Raw genomic sequence first — 18,140 nt, 5'->3', positions numbered from 1 at the left:
CAGGACGTCCCGGCCACTGCCCGGTCCCCTTTTTAGCTCCAGCAGAATTGCAGAATCCATCATGAAACCCCATAATCCCCGACGCCTCCGCCTCCGGCTGGCTGTCGCCGCTGCCTTCCTCATCCCGGCCTTCGCCGCCACGCCGGCGCTGGCCCACGACGCCTTGGAATCCACCGTGCCGGCGAAGGACACCACGGTCACCGCAGCCCCCGGCAGCGTGTCCCTGACGCTCTCGGAGCCTCCCCTGGACACAGAGCAGCTGAACCTGAGCGTCATCACCGTCACCGATGAGACGGGCAAGACCCTCAGTGACGGCAAGGTCACCGTGGAGGGTCCGACCATTTCCACCGCCATCACCGCAGGAGCCAATGGCGTCTACAAGGTCCTCTGGCGCACGGTTTCCTCCGATGGGCACCCCATCGAAGGCAACTACTCCTTCACCGTCCAGGATCCTGCCCAGGCCGTTGCCGCCACACCATCGACGACGCCGACCACGGCCGCGGAAACGGCCACCAGCACCCCTGCGCCGGCGGCCCAAACGGCACCGGAGCAGATCAAACCCGACGACAGCAACGCTCCCGTAGCCGTAGGCATTGCCGCGGCCATCCTTGCGGTTGTCGCCGCCGCCTTCTTCATCATCCGCAGGCGCAGGGATAAGGGCGCGGGAGCTTAGCGAACCGAACAAAATCTGAGGACACCCGCCTCTGGGCTCCGGGCAACTGATCCCCGGACCCAGGGGCGGATGTGCTACTGCCCTGCGGCCGGGGCGTGGGCGTGCCGATCGGCCAGGAAGCGTGAGATCCAGCCCGCGATGGTACCCACAGCCATGACTCCCAGGGCTGCCAAACCTACATAGAACAACACCGTAGGTAGGCTGGACGGCGCCGAGGTACCGTCCACGGCAGCCATGATGCTCAGCCAGTACCCGACCGTGGCGATCACCCAGAGAGCACCGGCTGCCGCTGCCAGCCAGGACCAGCGGGAAAACCATACCGGCCCCCGCCGATAGGACAAGGCCACAGCCACCGCGACGGCCCCCGCAACTGCCACCAGCTGCAGTCCGAAAAGGTACGGGCCGGCAACCAGACCTACGGGAATGCAGAGCCCTCCGATGAGCACGAGGCGACGGGCTCCAATCGGCATCCTGGCGGCCTCCGCCGGTGCCGCGGGCAGACTCGCGTCGGTATTGGAAATCATCAGGTTACGTGGCTCCTCAAGAATGGGCGCTGCGGTTCAACCGCAGGAACAATATATGAGCATACTTTCATATGTTCTGGCGGATGATCCCCGGGTCGCGGCAGCAGTGAGAAAACCGGAATATCTGCAGATGAAATGCCCCCTCGTGGTTCGCTCCCCGGTGACGGAAAAAACGACGATTAGTTGGAGTCCTGGCCGGTATCAACCCGGATGCCGCACCCAGGGGGTTCCTCAGAGCGTGGGTTTGTTCCGGGAGGCCTTGTGAGGCGGCCGGGCGGACCTCTACACTGCGTCCCAAGGGTTACTTGGCGGATTCGCTCCGGTGATCCGGCTTTGGCCTGATGTTCGTGGTTGAGGTTGGATCCGGTCCAGTTCTTCCGGGACGACGAGCCAAGCACAGTGCCTGAGTGTTCGTAACTGAAGATCTTGGTTTGACCCTGGCTGGGGAGCGGCAAGCAGGGACCGCGCGGACAGCGCGGCCTCATCTCGCAACAGGCGTGTCCACTCCAGGAGTTCCTATGTCCGGTCCTTCAGCCACCCCGCAGCCAGTCCTGAAGCGTTTGGTCGTGCCCTTGGTCCTGATGCTGGTTGCCGCTTTGCTTCCGTTCACGGTTCCGGCGGCGTCTGCGGCAGGTCCGTGTGATCCTGTGGTGAACCCGGTAGTGTGTGAGAACTCCAAGCCCGGCAACCCGGCCTCGGAGTGGGACATTACCGGCCCGGGCGATGACAGCATCCAGGGCTTCTCCACCGAGATCAGCGTCAACGCCGGGCAGCCCATCCGTTTCAAGATCGACACACCCGCGCCCAGCTACACCATCGCGATATACCGCACCGGCTGGTATGGCGGCAACGGTGCACGCAAGATTGCCGACGTGACCCCGTCGGCCCTGCGCCAAAACCAGCCCCCGTGCCTGAACGACCTCACCACCGGACTGTACGACTGCGGCACGTGGGCGGTCTCGGCGACGTGGCAGGTGCCGACCACGGCCGTCTCCGGGGTCTACGTCGCGCTGCTGACCAGGCCGGACACGGGCGGGCAAAGCCACATCACCTTTATTGTGCGCGCCGACGGCAGCCGCTCGGACGTTGTTTTCCAGACTTCGGATCCGTCCTGGCAGGCGTATAACTCCTATGGGGGCTCGGACTTTTATCAGGGCGTGAACGGCCGCGCCTACAAGGTCAGCTACAACCGGCCGGTGGCAACCCGGGGCGGTCCGGACGGCCGGGATTTCTTCTTCGCCAACGAATACCCGATGGTGCGGTTCCTGGAACAGAACGGCTATGACGTCAGCTACATCAGCGGCCTCGACACCGACCGGAGCGGGGCCCAGTTGCTCAACCACAAGGTCTTCCTCTCGGTCGGGCATGACGAATACTGGTCAGGCCCGCAACGGGCGAACATCACCGCCGCCCGCGATGCCGGGGTCAACCTGCAGTTCCTCTCCGGTAATGAGGGGTACTGGCGCACCCGCTTCGAACCTTCCCCCGTGGACGGTTCGGCGGGCCGGACCCTGACCTCCTACAAGGAAACCTGGGCCAACGAAAAGATCGACCCCAGCCCCGAATGGACCGGCACCTGGCGTGACCCGCGCTTCGCTGCCCAGGCCAACGGCGGCGGGCTGCCCGAAAACGGGCTGACCGGAACCATTTACATGTCCAACTACTCCGATCTGCCCGTGACGGTCTCCTCCGAAGAAGGCAAGACCCGACTGTGGCGCAACACCACCCTCACATCACTGGCAGCCGGAAGCTCAGCGGCGCTGGCCCCCCACACCGTGGGGTATGAATCGGATGAAGACCTCGACAACGGGTTCCGCCCACCGGGTTTGGTCCGGCTCTCCACCACCGTCGGCGAGGTCCCCCAATACCTCCAGGACTTCGGCAACACCGTCCTGCCAGGCACCACAACCCATAACGTAACCCTTTACCGTGCCGCCAGCGGCGCGCTGGTGTTCTCTGCCGGCAGCGTCCAATGGACGTGGGGCCTGGACGAAGTGCACGACGGCGACGGTGCACCCGCCGACCCCAGGATGCGGCAGGCCCAGGTCAACCTCCTGGCCGACATGGGCGCCCAACCCGCCACCCGGGCCGCCGGGCTCGTTGCTGCCGCCCCGAGCACGGACCTGACCGCGCCCACCGCAGCGATCACTGCCCCGGCCGACGGGGCGACCGTGCCGCACGGGACCAGCGTCACCGTCTCCGGAACCGCGGCTGACACCGGCGGTGTTGTGGCCGGCGTCGAGGTCTCCACCGACGGCGGCGCCACGTGGCACCCGGCCCAGGGCAAGCAGAACTGGACGTACACGTACATCCAGAAGGGCCTGGCTACGGCAACCATCCAGGCCCGGGCCATAGACGACAGCGCCAACATCGGCGTGGCCACCACCAGGAACCTGGCCCTCAGCGGCCCCTACAGCGTCTTCGGCCAAACCGTTCCCGCTGTCGCGGACTCGGGCGACGGCGGCGCGTACGAGATGGGGATGCGCTTCACCCCCTCGGTGGACGGTTTCATCACCGGCGTCCGCTTCTACAAGAGCGCGGCCAACTCCGGTACCCACACCGGGTCCCTGTGGAGCTCCACCGGGGAGCGTCTGGCCACGGCGACGTTCACGAACGAAACCCCCTCCGGGTGGCAATCCGTGCTGTTCAGCCAGGCCGTTCCCGTCGCAGCGGGCCAAAAGTATACGGTGTCCTACTGGGCACCGAACGGCCGATACTCGATCCAGAATTTCCAGTGGGCGAGCTTTGGCGCCACGGACGCGCCATTGAAGGTGGCCGGCGGTTTCGGGGCCGAGCCGGCCGGCGTCTATGCCACCTCCTCCGGATTCCCGACATCAAGCTACAACGGCGGCAACTACTTCACCGATGCCCTGTTCAGCACCGTGGACAGCTCCCCGCTCACGGTGTCCGGGCACACACCGTTCCCCTCCTCATCCAGCGTTCCGGTGGATACCAAGGTCAGTGCCGTGTTCTCCAAACCCGTCACCACCTCCAGCATCCAGCTGACCCTGCAGTCCCCCGACGGCCCTGTCAGCGGCACGACGGCATACGATCCTGCCACCCGGCGGGCAACCTTCTCCCCGGCGAACGCTTTGGCGTTCAGCACTCAGTACACCGCAACGCTCGCCGGAACAGACACCCTCGGTGGTCCGGTGACAGCAGGCGGGACCTGGGCATTCACGACAGGGGCAACAGTGCCGGTTCCGGGATCTTGCCCGTGCAGCCTCTTTGACGACTCCGTCACGCCGGGCATCGCTCAGATTCAGGACGGCGTTCCCTTGACGCTGGGCGTACGGTTCTCCAGCGTTTCCGCCGGTGAAGTAGTCGGTATGCGCTTCTACAAATCGGCAGGAAACACCGGCACCCACAACGGTGCCCTCTACACGGCGGCCGGGCAGCAACTGGCCACGGTGGCGTTCACCAATGAAAGCGCCTCGGGGTGGCAGACAGCGATGTTCAGCCAACCGGTCCAGATGGCTGCGAACACGGACTACATCGTCTCCTACAAGTCACTGACAGGCACCTATTCTGCTACGGCCAATGGATTCGGTTCCGGCATGAGCGTTGGTCCGTTGCGGGCTGCCTCGGATGCGGGCGCCTACACGTACAGCGGCGACTTTCCTGGAGCACGATCAACAGCAAGCTACCTGGTGGATGTCATCGTGATGGTCCCACCACCGGCATTCACCCCGACGGGCCAGTCCCCGCATCCGGGCGCGTCCAGCGTTCCGCTGGACAGCCAGCTCAGTGCGGTACTGTCCGAACCGGCTGAGGCATCCTCCGTCAGTCTGACGGTAAAAGACGCCGACGGTGCAACCGTTCCCGGGTCCACCAGCTACGACACCCAGACACGGAAGGTCACGTTCAGCCCGGCAGCGCCGCTGGCGGCAGGGACGTCGTACACATCCACCGTCACGGCAACCGCCGTGTCCCGGCAACCACTGAGCAACGCTTCCTGGACGTTTGCCACTGTCCCTGCCCCAAGGACGCCCGGGACGTGCCCCTGCACGCTCTACCAGGACTCCGTTACGCCCACCGTCGCGGAGGTCAACGACGGCATGCCCCTGACCCTGGGCGTCCGGTTCGCCAGCGACACCGCAGGCCAAGTCACCGGCGTACGGTTCTACAAGGCCGCCGGCAACACCGGAACGCACACCGGCTCCCTGTACACGGCCGGCGGGCAGCTTCTGGCCACCGTCACCTTCACCAACGAAACCAGTGTTGGCTGGCAGACAGCAACGTTCAGCCAACCGGTCGAGATCACGGCCAACACCGAATACGTCGTGGCGTACAAAGCTCCCGCCGGAACCTACTCCTACACTCCGGCTGGTTTCGGGGACGGATTCGCCAGCGGGCCGCTGCGCACGGCCCCGGATTCCGGCGCGTTCAGCTACAGCGCAGACTTCCCCGGCACGGCCTCGACGGCGAGTTACCTGGTGGACCTGGTCTTCATGGCCGCCGTGCCCCCGCTGACGATAACCGACCGGTCCCCTGCACCGGACGCCACGGGAGTCTCTGTTGATGTCAGACCAGCGCTGACGCTCTCCTCCGCCATCAAGCCGGGTGCCTCGTTCACGCTGGGAGCGAACGGGGCACCTGTTGACGGCAGTGCTGCACTGTCCACCGACGGCCGCACCCTGACGTTCACCCCGGCGGCCGTCCTGCCGGGCACCACCGCCATCTCCGTGAACGTCAGCAACGTCGAATCCCGTCAGGGCCAGACGCTGCCGACCACGACCTGGCAATTCACCACTGCCGACCCTGATGCCGCGCAAACCTCCATGTTCGGGGAACTCCAACCCCAGACAGCAGCTTCCGATGATGCGTCATCGGTTGAACTGGGAACGGCGTTCACGGTCTCCGAAGCCGGCAATGTCACCGGCATCCGGTTCTACAAGGGAACCGGAAACACCGGAACCCATGTTGGCTCCCTGTGGAACGCCGCGGGAACGCGGCTGGCCCAAGTGACCTTCGCGAATGAAACAGCGAACGGCTGGCAAACCGCGATGCTGTCCTCCCCGGTAGCCGTAATTCCGGGGGAAACATACGTTGTTTCATACCTGGCTCCCAACGGCCGCTACGCCTACACGCCTGCGTTCTTCGCCCAAACCTGGGCCAGCGGCGTGTTCACCGCCGCCGGTCCCAACAACGGCCGCTACCTGTACGGTTCCGGCGGTGCTGCCCCAACGAACTCGTGGAACTCCACGAACTACTTCGTCGACGTCCTCTACTCGGCTACGGCACCGGCACAGGCACAGGCGACGCCCGGCCCAACGCCCACGCCTACCCCGACCGCAACGCCGGCCCCATCCGCAACGGCGACAGCGACACCCTCACCCAGTCCGACCGCCACCCCCTCACCCAGCCCCTCGCCGAGCCCCACTCAGTCCGGCGGCCTGCTGTGCGGCCTGCTGGGAACCTGCTGAGGCGTGGAAGGACATTCAGACCGCTGACGTCCGGCCACTCCCCCGGTTTCCGGGCCGGACGTCAGCGGACCACACTCGGCGACCACGCGTGCTCAATGAACAGGCTCGGCTGGGACGCGGGATCGGTTGGCAGTTTCCAGATGTTGCTGTCACCTTCTGTGGTGTCGTCCGCCAGACCATACAACAGAGTCTGATCATCCAGCCACTCAATCTGGTCATCGACGCTGCGTTTCTCCGACAGCACCGTTTCAGTGCCGGTTGCAAGGTCAAGCAGCGCCACGTTCCAATGCGCGGCCAAGGGCCCGCCGACGTTCTTCTTATACGCGATCCTGGTGCCGTCCGGCGACACCGACGGGCACTCAACGTTGTCATGGATGGCCGTCAGCGTCCTAGCCGCGACACTCCCCCGGACCAGCCAGATCCGCCCTGACGACGCGGCCGTGGCGTAGAAGACATCACTCCGACCGGGTGCAAACGTCACACCCCAAATGTTCCTGTCACTGGCAATCAGCCGGTCGCCGTTCACGATGAGGCCGAAGTCTTCGAGGTTTCCTGTACCGCCGCCGGGCAACGTGATCTCGGTTGCTGTGGAGAACCCCGCTTGAGTGTAGGAGTGACCGGAGACAAACACCGTGGTGGCGATCAGGGACCCGTCCGCACTAACACGCGCCCGGCTCGGAATGCCGGGCACAGGCCACGAACGCTCCTGCTGCCATTCCCGGTTCAGGACAGATGCTTCGTAAGTAGTCACCAAACCACGGTTGGATCTGAGACAGACCACCGTGGCGGCAGCGCCATAGACCCGGTCGCAGGCCTGGTCACTGACGGCACGCGTGCCGCCAGGGGCAGAAAGAGGCACCGTGGCCGCATTGCCATACCCCTGCCCATCGGCTGTGTTCCTGAAAAGAACGAAAGGGACCCCCGGTTGGGGCTGGCCTGCAGTGACCTCTACCGACGAGGCCGCCCTGCGGCTCTCCTCGAAGCGCTGGTACGCTCCCACCGCGTAGATCCCGGCCCCGGCAAGGACCAGCGCGGTAACAGCCAAGAGAATTCCCCACCGCAACCTCCCACCTGCAATGGTCCCGGTTCCTGCGCTCGTCTTATTCATGTAGGCGTTTGACGTAGTCAGCCATGCCCGGAACGGTGAACGCCACGACACCGAGTGCTGGTGCGTAGATGATCCCCTTGTCGATCAAGGATGCGCGGGTCATGGTCATGGAGCTTTGCTTCTTGTGCGCCCGTTCGGCAAGTTCAGCGGTGCTGGATCCTTCATCACCGTCGATCGCCATCAGGCGGAGGAATTCCTTCTCAGCCTTCGAGGCCCGTTTCCAGCGTGACGGGAAGAACCCTTGGTCCAGTTGCGCGCGGCCGATTTCCACCGCGATTTTGGCGTCGTCGAAGGTCACGGTCTTCTCTGGTGCTGTTTCCCAGGCCGCGTAGCCGTACTCCTGCAGGAAGTACGGGTAGGCGCCCGAGGCGCTCAGGAGGAGGTCTTGGGCCTCGGGTACGAACGATGCCCCAAACCTTCGGGCCGGGACGACCAGTGCCGCCTCGGCAGCTTCCCTCGACAGAGCTCCGATGCTGCGGTAGTTGAAGATCCTTTCGGCGTAGGAGCGTGCTTCGCTGAGTACCGAGGGCAGATTGGGCAGCCCTGCCCCCGCGATGTAGAAAGGCCATTCGCGTTGGCCGGCCAGGTGCTGGGCGCTCAGGAGAGCGGCGATGAGTCCCTCGTCCAGGTCCTGCATCTCATCGATGATGAAGATCAGGCCAGAACGCTTCTCCGCCAGCGCCAGGCACAGATCCTCAATCAGTTCTTCCAGATCCACTTCGATCGACCCGGAATCGGCGCGGCCGTGATTGAGGTTCACCCCGATATCGATGCCGGTCACGCCGAGTTTCGCGGAGAAGGAGGCGATGCTGCCAAGCGCCGCCACGAGCCGTTCCCCCGCACCGCGGCGGTTCAGCTTCCGCCCTGCCTGCAGCAAGCTCCGGGCGAGCTTGGCCCGAACGGCTTCCGGCCCTCCCTCAGCGTCCCTGCCCTCCAGGAAAACCACCATGAATTCTGCGTGTTCGGCCTGCCGACGAAACTCGTTCAGCAGCACCGTTTTTCCCACCCCGCGAAGCCCATGCAGGACGATCCCCCGGTCGGGCCGTCGCTGCCGGGTCTTGGCCAGCAGCAGATCGAAGGCATCGATCTCACTCTGGCGCCCAACCAACTCAAAGGGCCGTCGGCCCGAACCGGGCGAATACGGATTCAAAGCACTTTCCATATCAAGAACTATAAGGCAGTATCCAGCATTTTGGATATGCACTTATAGTCGTGGATTCAGAGGCTTGGGTGGGCACGGATCGCCAGCGCAGACCGCCTGGCCACAATGATATTGCCCGGTAGCCCGTTTCCCGCACCGTCGTGCGCCCCTGTTTGGCCAGACATGGGACGGCCCCGCCGGGTAGCGACAGCAGCAGGACCCTGGCATTCGTTGCTTGGTCCCCGAATTGGCGAAGCCCCGGTCAAATAGCGGTTGACCGAAGCTCCGATCGCATTATGTCCACACTAAGCTTGTAGTTCGCTGGGAGGGCGGCAGGGGTAGGCGGGGACTCTTTCAAGAGAGCAACATGTCTGGAAGGACGTCGCAGAGCCATGCCATGATCTGGTCGTGGCTCCAGCCGCGCTCAACAGCGAGCTGGTGGTACGTGCTGTCACCGTAGACAGTCATGAACGCCTCGGTGAGCTGATCGGTTGGCCGATCGGCACGGAGCGGCCCCTTTTCCGCCAATATCTCCAAGACCTGTCCGAACCCGTCCCTGCGAAGGTTTTCATGGTGTTGGTGTGTTCGGCGCACCTCGATATCGGTCAGGGCGGCTGCGCGAAGAACTTCCGAGATAGCCGACGCGCGCGCAAATAAGGGGCCTGCTCCACGAATGAAGATTCGCAATGCCTCAGCAGCGTCAGGTTCCTGCATCATCGCTGTCCACCACGGCTGGGCCTGCGGCGGGCGGGAATCATCTTCGCCCAGGACGGCGGAGTCAATTACGGCACTGATGAGCTCGGGTTTGGTATGGAACACGAAGTACACGGTTTGCGAAGCTACTCCAGCACGGGCAGCAATGCCAGCCATGGTGGCCCCGTGGAATCCTCGGGCGATAAATTCCTGGTGCGCCGCCGTAATGATCTTGCGCCGGGTGGCGTCCGATTTCTGCCTGCGGGTGCTCTTGACGTGCAGTGTGTCCGGGTCCATATTTAGAGTATCTCACTAAAGCAGAACTCTAGTTTGCTTCAAGATTAGAGCCGTGTCATGGAAACCCAGAACCCCCAGACCGTCCTCACCGGCAGTCGACCCAACATCCTTTCTCGCCCTCTCTGGCACCGTAGCTAACGAGGCCATCATGAACAGCCATTTCCTTGGCAGACAAGCGGTGACTCTCATCGCACTGGGCACGACCTGCGGGATTGCCTGGGCCGCCGGCTTCCGCGGATACATGGTGGAGCTCGCCGGTCCAGCATCCACTTTCGATTGGTGGGGAACATTCGGAGCACTCATCTTTCCCGGTGCCGTTGCCGGCGGACTTCTAGGCTGGGCGGAAGCCCTCCGACGGACCGGCGGACGACAGTATTGGCGCTGGCTGGCTCTGGCACCATTGGCGTTTGCCATAGCTCCAATGCTCCTCCCCGGCGCGGTTCCTGCACTTCTAACTCAGGGCCTTGGCGGAGGAGCGATCGCAGTGGCTCTGATGGCAGTCGGTGGAGGCTACGCTGTATCGCGCCGGGGACCGCTTTGGAGCAGGCTAGCCTGTGGAATCACCAGCGCAGCCCTCCTTGCCGCCCTCGCTCTGGCCGGGCCCGGAATCGCCGGCCCTGCACTCGCTCTTACGGAGCCCCGCGGCGCGTGGGTTGCCGTCCTGGCCGCGTCGTTCGTGACTGTCCTAGCCCTCGCCTCGTCGATCCCACACAGGGCTGTGGCACCAGCCGCGGATTCGCTCGTCCCGTTGCAATCAACCGGACTTGCAGGCCCTGGCGTGCGTCCGCGCCTTGGAAAGGACACCTCATGAGACGGCTTCAGTTGGAGATGCGCACCGAGTTGCAGGCTCCGGCCTCAAAGGTCTTCGACTTCGTTGCAGACCACACGAACGCGCCCCGATGGCAGAGCGGCATCCACGATATTAGGCGCATCACGCCGGGTCCTCTCCGTGTTGGCACTGAACATGAGTTGACGCGGCGATTCGCGGGAATGAGAGTCGTCGCCCGCAACCGCTTCATCGCCTACGAGCCTGGCCGTTTCGTCGCCTTTGAGATCCCATCGGGCAAGATGACCGGTGTCGCTTCCTATCTGGTAGAGCCCACAGGCGCCGGCACCTGTCGGCTCACCAGCAATGTAGATTTCCACGTGGGCGGTCTGGCCCGGTTCGCAGTGCCCCTTCTGACGGTGATCTTCAAGCGAGACGACGAGAAGGCACTAGCCGCCCTCAAGGTCCTGATGGACCATCCCTAAGCCAGGGCAGTCCCGACTCGCAATCGCTCAGCAACCCGGCACCTTAGAAGCCATTCCTCGCCCGAAGCGCAACCAACTCGTCTCGGAATCCGGCAGCTAGCAGGAGTCCGCTTCAGACGTGTCCCATTTCCTAGTACGTAAATAGATGGTGAGTTACCCGCTCGCTGGCGTGAGGCTGACCTCGTAGCCGAGGGTTTTGAGTTGGGACGGCTCGGTTTCTGGCCTTGTCGGGATCGCGCCTGAGGTAGTAGTCGGCTCCTAGGTCGGTGTAGATCTCGCCGTTGGCGAGCATGTTCCATGTTGTGGTGAGGATGACGCGTTCAATTGCGACGAGTGCTTTCTTTGGACCCCGTCGGGCAGCGATCCGCCGGTATTTCTGGGAGAGGAACGTGTCCTTGAGCCGGGCTGCCGTCAGCGCAGAGGTGCCCAAGGCAGCCTTCAGGTAGTTATTGCCCCGTCTGGTTCTGGTGGATTTGATGTGTCCAGCGGACTCATTCGAGCCAGGGCAGACGCCGGCCCATGAGGCCAGATGTGCCGAGGTGGGGAAGATGTCCATATCCGCGCCAGTCTCGGCGATGATTACGCCGGCGACCAGAGCGCTCTTCTGGCATAGGAAACAATCGCCGTCATTCCACTGGGTCCACTGTGGATCGCAACCGACAACCTTTTTACAACCTGCCGCAATCAAAATGTCGGCATGACAAACATCGGCACGATGGAACTCCCCCTCACCAAACGGCGACCGGGAAAGCTTATGCTCATACCGGTTGGACTCCTTCTGTCGATAGCCATGTCTCTGGGCTACCTTGCCCTGACTGCACCGCCCCGCACTAGTACCCCGCTTGGTGCCTCCAGCCTGTACCCAGGGGGCATGGCACGGATCAGCGCCATTGCCCCGCTGGAAAACGACGGTTGGCTGCCGCCGGAACGTGGGGAAGCTCTCTATCAGGAACCCGCGATCGGAACCCACCGGGTGCGGCTGCTGGTCGAGCTAACGGCGTTGGAGCCCGGCGGGCTCGAATTCACCAGCCCGGACTTCACCGTCACGGGCATCGGTTCACGAAATGTGCAACCCCTCTGGAGCTCTGTTGACTCAACGATAGGCCAGGGAAAAACCCTGGAGGCCACGCTTGTCTTCGAGCTCCCGGACCAGGCGATTGCGTTGGTCCTTGAAGGGCCCGACGGCACCCGGCTATCACTCGGGCAAGCCCACCATGGCAAATAGCCGTTTGCCGGGACCGCAGAGGACAGGCACCGGCGAACCTTACACAACCTTTTCACAAGCTCCACGGAACACTGTGGCAGAGCAAGCACGCAGTACCTGAAAGGCGGATCGTCATGGATATAACAAGAAGGCAGGCCATCCTCATGGGTGGCATCGCCAGCCTCGGCGCGGTAGGCGCAGGACTGGTTACGGTTCCAATCGCCAGCGTAAGTGCGAAGTCCGCCAGTGCGCTGCGCGACAGTGACATGCCCCGCCCGTACAGCGCCGCCCTGACCATCCCTCCAGTTCTCGCGCCCACCAACACCACCGTCGTGGACGGCGTGAGGACAAACTACTACACACTCTCCCAGCAGGCGGGAATGGCAAGAATCCTGCCCCGCCTTTCCACTCCGATCCTGGGATACAACGGGACTTTTCCTGGCCCCACCATCAAAATCGAGCGCGGAACCAAAGCCATCCTTCGCATGCGCAACCGTCTTCCCGCCACACACCCGTCGCTCGGCCACACCCTAGCCATGTCCACGCACCTTCACGGATCCGCCTCCTTGCCTCAATTCGATGGCTACGCGAACGATCTATGCCTTCCGGGATTCGCCAAGGATTACCAATTTCCGAACTTCCAGCCGGCCCGCACCCTCTGGTATCACGATCATGCCGTCCACTTCACGGCGCAAAACGTCTACTCGGGGCTTGCCGGCCAATATCACCTCACCGATCCGGAAGAAAAAGGTCTTCTCCCTCAAGGAACCTATGACGTCCCGCTGACAGTCAGTGACGCCATGTTCGCCGCTGACGGCAAGCTCGGCTTCGATACCCGCCAGCAGTCCGGACTCTTTGGTGATGTCGTGCTGGTTAACGGTCAGCCGTGGCCGGTGATGAAAGTTCGCAAGCGCGTGTACCGCTTTCGCGTCCTCAACGCCTCAATCTCCAGGTCCTACAGGTTCTACCTCAGCACCGGCGCTCCCGTAACAATGGTCGCCACTGATGGGGGCCTGATGCCGGTGGCCCAAACGGTGGCTAACTGGCGGCACGGCGGCGCTGAGCGCTACGAAGTTCTCATTGACTTCAGCAAATATGGCACAGGGCAAAGGGTGGAGCTTCGCAACCTGTCAAACGACAACAACCGGGATTACGACCACACCAGCAAAGTGATGGCTTTCGATGTTGTGGACGATCCCATCGATAAGAGCGACCCGACCTGGAACCGCCTCCCGACGACCCTCATCCCTAGCGAAGTGATGAACCTTAAAGCAGCCGCCGCCACTAAAATAAGGCGCTTCAGGCTTAAGCACAATGACGTTACCAACGCATGGACCATCGATGACCGGACCTGGGAGGACGTGATCGCGAGCAACTTCAGGGAAGTCATGGCCAACCCAGCATTGAATGCCACGGAAATCTGGGAGTTCGAAAACTCCTCAGGCGGTTGGAATCATCCCCTCCATATCCACCTCATCGATTTCCAGATCCTGAGCCGCAACGGTAAAGCCCCGTTTGCCTATGAAAAGGGACCAAAGGATGTGATGTACCTGGGCGAGGGCGAAACCGTCAAGGCAGTGATGAAATTCGGCCCGCACAAGGGACGCTACATGGTGCACTGCCATAACCTCGTCCACGAAGATCACTCCATGATGGCGCAATTCAGCGTGGGTCTGGGACCGACCGAGGTTGACTTGAACGATCCCATCCTGACTGCCCGGCCCGCTTGGGACGACAAGGGCGACTAACCTGCCGTGAGGACGACAAGGATCGGAGCTGCCGCAGGCCTTTGCCTGGTACTCCTGCTGATTTTGCGCCTGTGGTTCTTAGAGCCGGTCGTGGTCACAGCAACCAGCATGGCCCCCACTATCCCGCCCGGAAGCATCGTTTGGATCAACAAAGTCAGCCCGGTTGGCAGAGCCGGTGCCCGCATTGGCGAAGTAGTGACCCTGCGCAGTCCTGATGATGGCGCACTGATCGTCAAACGCGTTGTCGCAGTCGAGGGCCAGAACATATCCATGCAGGACGGTGTCCTCAACGTCGACGGTATCCCCACGCGCGAACCTTTCGTCGACCAGAAAACCATCGACGGAATGTACTTCGGTGAGGTCCGAGTAGGGCAAAACGAAATTTTCGTTCTCGGCGACAACCGGGAAGCCTCCATCGATTCCCGCCACTTCGGGCCCGTCAGCACGGATGCCGTTACAGGAAGGGTCATCGGAGTGCCCTAGGGTGTGTTGCTAAACCCCTGACTTGATCCAGATCAGTGCCGAGGCGAGGGTGACGCCAGCGAGGTAGCTGCGTGCCGTTTGTCACTTCTCGTCGCGATGTCACGCCGCTGTTTGAACCGATTGAGGCAGCGTCCAACGACGTTCGGCCTTTGTAGGCCACCTTGTCGAAGGATCGGGGCCGTCCGCCTCTGGAACCGCGCCGCGCCCGTCCTGCAATCTGGTCTGACCGCTCGGGTATCGTGATTTTGATTCCCCTGCCGGCTGGATAGCCGCGGTTGGCGCCGGAAGTGTACGCCTTATCTTCCAGCACCCGGTCGGGCCGAGTGCGTGACCGCCCTCGGGAGCTGCCGGCGACCGGGACCATATTTGGTTTTGAGGTGCACCCGAACGCCGTAGGCAAGCAGTAACGGAGCCTTCATTCGGCAGCGGGCAGCAGTTCGACCAGCTTCGTTTCGGGGCTATGAGGCCGTATCGGTGCTCGATGGCGGAACCGATGGGCTCCGGTTGTCTCTCGGTCTGCCGGCAGCTGACAAGGCTGAAGATGCCCAGACAGCTCAAGACTGACCACTCTCTTCGAGGACGGAAACGGTCTCGTGGATGTGGGTGTCCAAACTTTGGAGGACGGTGCTGTTCGTGCGGTGACTGTTATCAACGAACCTCAAGCCCAGACGCGCTACGACTACGAGATCAACATGGCTGTGATTATGACAGTTCGAGTTGAGACCCGGTTTTGCAGTTTGAATCGGGCCCACTTCACGGCTCGCCGGTTGATTAATGGCAGTTTCGTTTGAGCCCACCCCACCGTTGGTTCCATCGGAGTGTTTTTCCAACAGTGGAAGGCAGTGATGGAGTTGAGAGTGGAGCTGTTCGCGAGGATCCGCCGGGACACGAGGGTACGTGGTTTATCGATCCGTGCTCTGGCCCGGGCGCATAACGTCTCGAGAAGAACGGTGCGTCAGGCGTTGGCGACCGCGGAACCGCCTGAACGGAAGACCCCGGCGCGGCGAGCACCGAAGCTGGGTCCCTTGAAGGCAGCCATTGACGAGATGCTACTCGCTGATCTGAACTCTCCACGAAAACAGCAACTAGCTCTGTGGCCTCAAGAGTCCATACCTAGGTATCGGTAGACGGTCGCGCGGCTGGCTCCGATGATCTTTCCGATGTCCGTCGGCTTGAGGCCGCGAGCTTTCAGTTCGTATGCCCTCTTGACCTTCTCGTGGTCTGTAGTGATCTCCCGGCGTCCCGCTTTCCTTCCGCTAGCAGCTGCAGCCGCCATGCCGGCCTTGGTGCGCTCGGAAAGCTGGTCTCGTTCAAGCTGGGCGAACGCGGAAATGATGGTGACCATCGCCTGAGCCATCGCTCCCCCGACCTCGCTGGCCGGGTCAGTGGCGATGCCATCCCTTAGAGAACGGAACTTGATTCCCCTTGCCTTGAAGTCGTCCAAGAGCTCGAGCAGGTGGCGGGTGTTGCGTCCCAACCGGTCCAGCTTCCACACCACGACTTCATCCCCGGGACCGAGACGGTCCAGCATCCGGTCCAGCTCCGGACGACGTACCCGCGTTCCGCTTATCCCCTGGTCTTTATAGATTCGTTCGCACCCAGCTGCTTCCAGTTCCCGGATCTGCAGATCGGTGTTCTGGTCAGCCAGACTGACGCGGGCGTATCCAAGGCGTGCCATCACTTCTCCGGGTCTTATCAAAGGACAAATACAAGTGATGTTGAGAATACCCTAGTGAGACACATTGTTGGGACAAGCGACGTACCGGAAATCCGCGAGCCCGAATCCTCAACTAGACCCAGCCTGCGTTTCTTATCAAAGGATCCATTCATGAGATGGTCAGAAGTCACCACGAGTTGCACCAATCCGTCACCCGCCGTGCAGTTCTTACAAACAACTCCTGTCCCTCCAGCAGTATGAACCCTGGAAGAAGGTTTCACCTGGCACTCTGGCGACTCCTATCGAACCAAGGAGAGCCCGTTCTGGCCGCCTCCTTACGGCGCAGTTAATAGGTGATCACACCGCCACCCGATCAGACCGTTCCCAGAGCAGCAATCGTCGTTGATAATGTTCGCGTATGTTCATTCCAGACTCCCCCTACCTCGAACCAGGCTTCGTTGCATGGAAACAAAGGTTAGAGGCGTCGCATACCGCAGACTTCTTGATCCGTGAGGCGGAACAGACAGAGGATGACGGTCGCAATATGCGATGGGTCCAAGCGGACTGCGAGTCAACGAACATTCACTCTGTTGAGTCCAACATCGCGAAAATTGGGCAGCAGCTCGTTTTGCTTGCCGAGATTGCCGACTACCCTGTCGGATTTTGTTGTGTACTTGCGGGTCGAACCAGCTCGGACCCGCTGTTCATTCAGCAGGTTACAGTTGTTCCCTTAGCCCAGAAACGAGGGATAGGTCTTGCGCTCCTTAATGCAGCCGCCGAGTGGCAGCCGGAGCGCAACATCGCAATGGCCACTCTCGACGACAACGGCGCCGCGCGAAGGTTGAATGCGAGTTTTGCGCGATCAATCGGTGGGCGCCTTCAGCGGGTCCCCCTTAGGCGGTTTCGGCGGTCCGATTTAGGATTCGCGTCAGGCGAGCGTCATCGTCCTTGGATGATCGACCGTCAACAGAAAGCTGATTGACGGCCCCTTCGTTGGCTTTCCGCCGTCGCCCAGCCCGCCAGTCTGCCCTGAAACCCCGCGATCGCGGACCTTGAGACACTACACGGCGAGCCGACTTAACAAGAGACTCAGAAACACGCAACGCCGGGTTGAGACGAGTTCCGATCCCTGTATCGTCTCAAGATTTTGTTTCTTGAGACGGCCGCGGAGCGCATGCAGCTCAAGTAACCTACAGACGCCTAGCCGAGTTGCCGTCAGGACCGTGAGGCACGGCCTTCGATGGCGATTGCCGCACGACTTGAGCCTGCCTCGCGAGGCGCCACGACTAGGCGTATTGACAGCGGCGGAACACTCCACCATGCTGGAACCATGCAAAACGTGCAAAACCCGCGAAACCTGCAAAAGCCGCACGCCCTGTAACGGCCCGGATCGTACTAAGCGCGTTACCGCGAAATCAAAATACATAGATATTTCAACTACACACCTCGACTACTCACAAAAAGCGACCCACCACACCAAAGAGGACTCACATGAGTGCTTCAGTTTCACGTTCCCACTACCCGAAGGAAGTAGCAACCGCCCTGGGCGTCTCCGTTGATACGGTTGCCCGCTATGCCCGAGAAGGGATCATTCCATTTGATTTAACGCCCAAAGGCCACCGACGCTACGACCTCGATGAAGTTCGCGAGGTACTGGCCCAAACCTTGACCCCAGCTCCTCTGCAGCTCGTCGCTTCTCCTGCACTTCAAGGCAGAGGATTGGTCGCCGGCCCGGAGGTCAACGTAAGTCCACAGTCACGACTTCGAGAGAATCTTAGGGCCACCCGGACGGTCGAGTTATCTGACAGTCCAAATGAACAAGATGAAGATCGCAGCAGCGACTCAGCGTTTGACGAAGTATTAGGCCACGCCCGCCGGGTGCTGGTTGCGGCAGGTAAATAAATATGGCGGGCTGACCTCAGGCCGTCCCAACTG

At 62.0% G+C, this 18,140-nt stretch carries 13 protein-coding genes and 2 pseudogenes; 9 read left to right on the top strand and 6 right to left on the bottom strand.

All coding sequences use genetic code 11. The features are described from left to right. The first annotated feature begins 61 nt into the window (after window positions 1–61). On the top strand, window positions 62–673 hold the full coding sequence (locus tag HAV21_RS20645; protein WP_166842974.1) for a copper resistance CopC family protein: 612 nt from the start codon (window positions 62–64) through the stop codon (window positions 671–673). 74 nt (window positions 674–747) lie between these two features. Here HAV21_RS20645 and HAV21_RS20640 read toward each other — a convergent pair whose 3' ends face one another. Beyond that, window positions 748–1,197 (bottom strand): hypothetical protein, encoded by a 450-nt coding sequence (locus HAV21_RS20640; protein WP_243753408.1) that lies wholly within the window; start codon window positions 1,195–1,197, stop codon window positions 748–750. 518 nt (window positions 1,198–1,715) lie between these two features. On the opposite strand from HAV21_RS20640, the gene HAV21_RS20635 reads away from it, so the two are divergent. Next, the gene (locus tag HAV21_RS20635) at window positions 1,716–6,623 is read left to right on the top strand and encodes a DUF4082 domain-containing protein (protein WP_166842973.1); all 4,908 of its coding nucleotides are present in this window, start codon (window positions 1,716–1,718) and stop codon (window positions 6,621–6,623) included. A gap of 61 nt (window positions 6,624–6,684) precedes the next feature. Here HAV21_RS20635 and HAV21_RS20630 read toward each other — a convergent pair whose 3' ends face one another. From HAV21_RS20630 to HAV21_RS20620, 3 genes are all read right to left on the bottom strand, one after another. Further along, a complete protein-coding gene (locus HAV21_RS20630; protein WP_166842972.1) occupies window positions 6,685–7,731 on the bottom strand; it encodes a hypothetical protein in 1,047 nt (348 codons plus the stop codon). After that, window positions 7,724–8,893, bottom strand: coding sequence for an ATP-binding protein (locus HAV21_RS20625; RefSeq protein WP_166842971.1), 1,170 nt, complete (start codon window positions 8,891–8,893; stop codon window positions 7,724–7,726). The genes HAV21_RS20630 and HAV21_RS20625 overlap by 8 nt, the downstream gene beginning before the upstream one ends. Before the next feature lie 333 nt (window positions 8,894–9,226). Beyond that, entirely contained in the window at window positions 9,227–9,862 is a 636-nt protein-coding gene (locus HAV21_RS20620) for a TetR/AcrR family transcriptional regulator (protein ID WP_166842970.1), read from the bottom strand. A gap of 148 nt (window positions 9,863–10,010) precedes the next feature. Here HAV21_RS20620 and HAV21_RS20615 point away from each other — a divergent pair, with 148 nt between their 5' ends. Together HAV21_RS20615 and HAV21_RS20610 are read left to right on the top strand one after the other, a co-directional pair. Beyond that, window positions 10,011–10,673, top strand: a complete 663-nt coding sequence (locus HAV21_RS20615; protein WP_166842969.1) for a hypothetical protein — start codon at window positions 10,011–10,013, stop codon at window positions 10,671–10,673. Continuing rightward, window positions 10,670–11,113: an SRPBCC family protein gene (locus HAV21_RS20610; RefSeq protein ID WP_166842968.1), complete on the top strand. Its 444-nt coding sequence runs from the start codon at window positions 10,670–10,672 to the stop codon at window positions 11,111–11,113. The genes HAV21_RS20615 and HAV21_RS20610 overlap by 4 nt, the downstream gene beginning before the upstream one ends. Window positions 11,114–11,266: 153 nt before the next feature. On the opposite strand, the pseudogene HAV21_RS20605 reads toward HAV21_RS20610, so the two are convergent. Beyond that, window positions 11,267–11,705: pseudogene (locus tag HAV21_RS20605) on the bottom strand (transposase); the annotation flags it as partial. Window positions 11,706–11,810: 105 nt separating this feature from the next. Here HAV21_RS20605 and HAV21_RS20600 point away from each other — a divergent pair. The 4 genes and pseudogenes from HAV21_RS20600 to HAV21_RS22400 all read left to right on the top strand — a co-directional run. Next, entirely contained in the window at window positions 11,811–12,338 is a 528-nt protein-coding gene (locus HAV21_RS20600; protein WP_243753407.1) for a hypothetical protein, read from the top strand. A 113-nt stretch (window positions 12,339–12,451) separates the two neighbouring features. Next, window positions 12,452–14,065 carry a multicopper oxidase domain-containing protein gene (locus HAV21_RS20595; RefSeq protein WP_166842966.1) on the top strand — a complete coding sequence of 538 codons (1,614 nt, stop codon included), beginning with the start codon at window positions 12,452–12,454 and terminating at the stop codon, window positions 14,063–14,065. A 6-nt stretch (window positions 14,066–14,071) separates the two neighbouring features. Beyond that, window positions 14,072–14,548 carry a signal peptidase I gene (gene lepB / locus HAV21_RS20590; RefSeq protein WP_259362791.1) on the top strand — a complete coding sequence of 159 codons (477 nt, stop codon included), beginning with the start codon at window positions 14,072–14,074 and terminating at the stop codon, window positions 14,546–14,548. A gap of 845 nt (window positions 14,549–15,393) precedes the next feature. Then, a pseudogene (locus tag HAV21_RS22400) lies at window positions 15,394–15,633 on the top strand (IS21 family transposase); the annotation flags it as partial. Window positions 15,634–15,647: 14 nt separating this feature from the next. Here HAV21_RS22400 and HAV21_RS20585 read toward each other — a convergent pair. Then, window positions 15,648–16,226 carry a recombinase family protein gene (locus HAV21_RS20585; protein ID WP_166842965.1) on the bottom strand — a complete coding sequence of 193 codons (579 nt, stop codon included), beginning with the start codon at window positions 16,224–16,226 and terminating at the stop codon, window positions 15,648–15,650. Between the two features lie 1,470 nt (window positions 16,227–17,696). Here HAV21_RS20585 and HAV21_RS20575 point away from each other — a divergent pair. Then, a complete protein-coding gene (locus tag HAV21_RS20575; protein WP_083261921.1) occupies window positions 17,697–18,107 on the top strand; it encodes a helix-turn-helix domain-containing protein in 411 nt (136 codons plus the stop codon). Window positions 18,108–18,140: the final 33 nt, after the last annotated feature.

Origin of the sequence: Paenarthrobacter sp. MSM-2-10-13, assembly GCF_011605365.1 — a bacterium.
GTDB lineage: Bacteria > Actinomycetota > Actinomycetes > Actinomycetales > Micrococcaceae > Arthrobacter.
The sequence above is the reverse complement of the archived record's forward strand: the minus strand, read 5'-3'. Positions and strand labels throughout refer to the sequence as shown.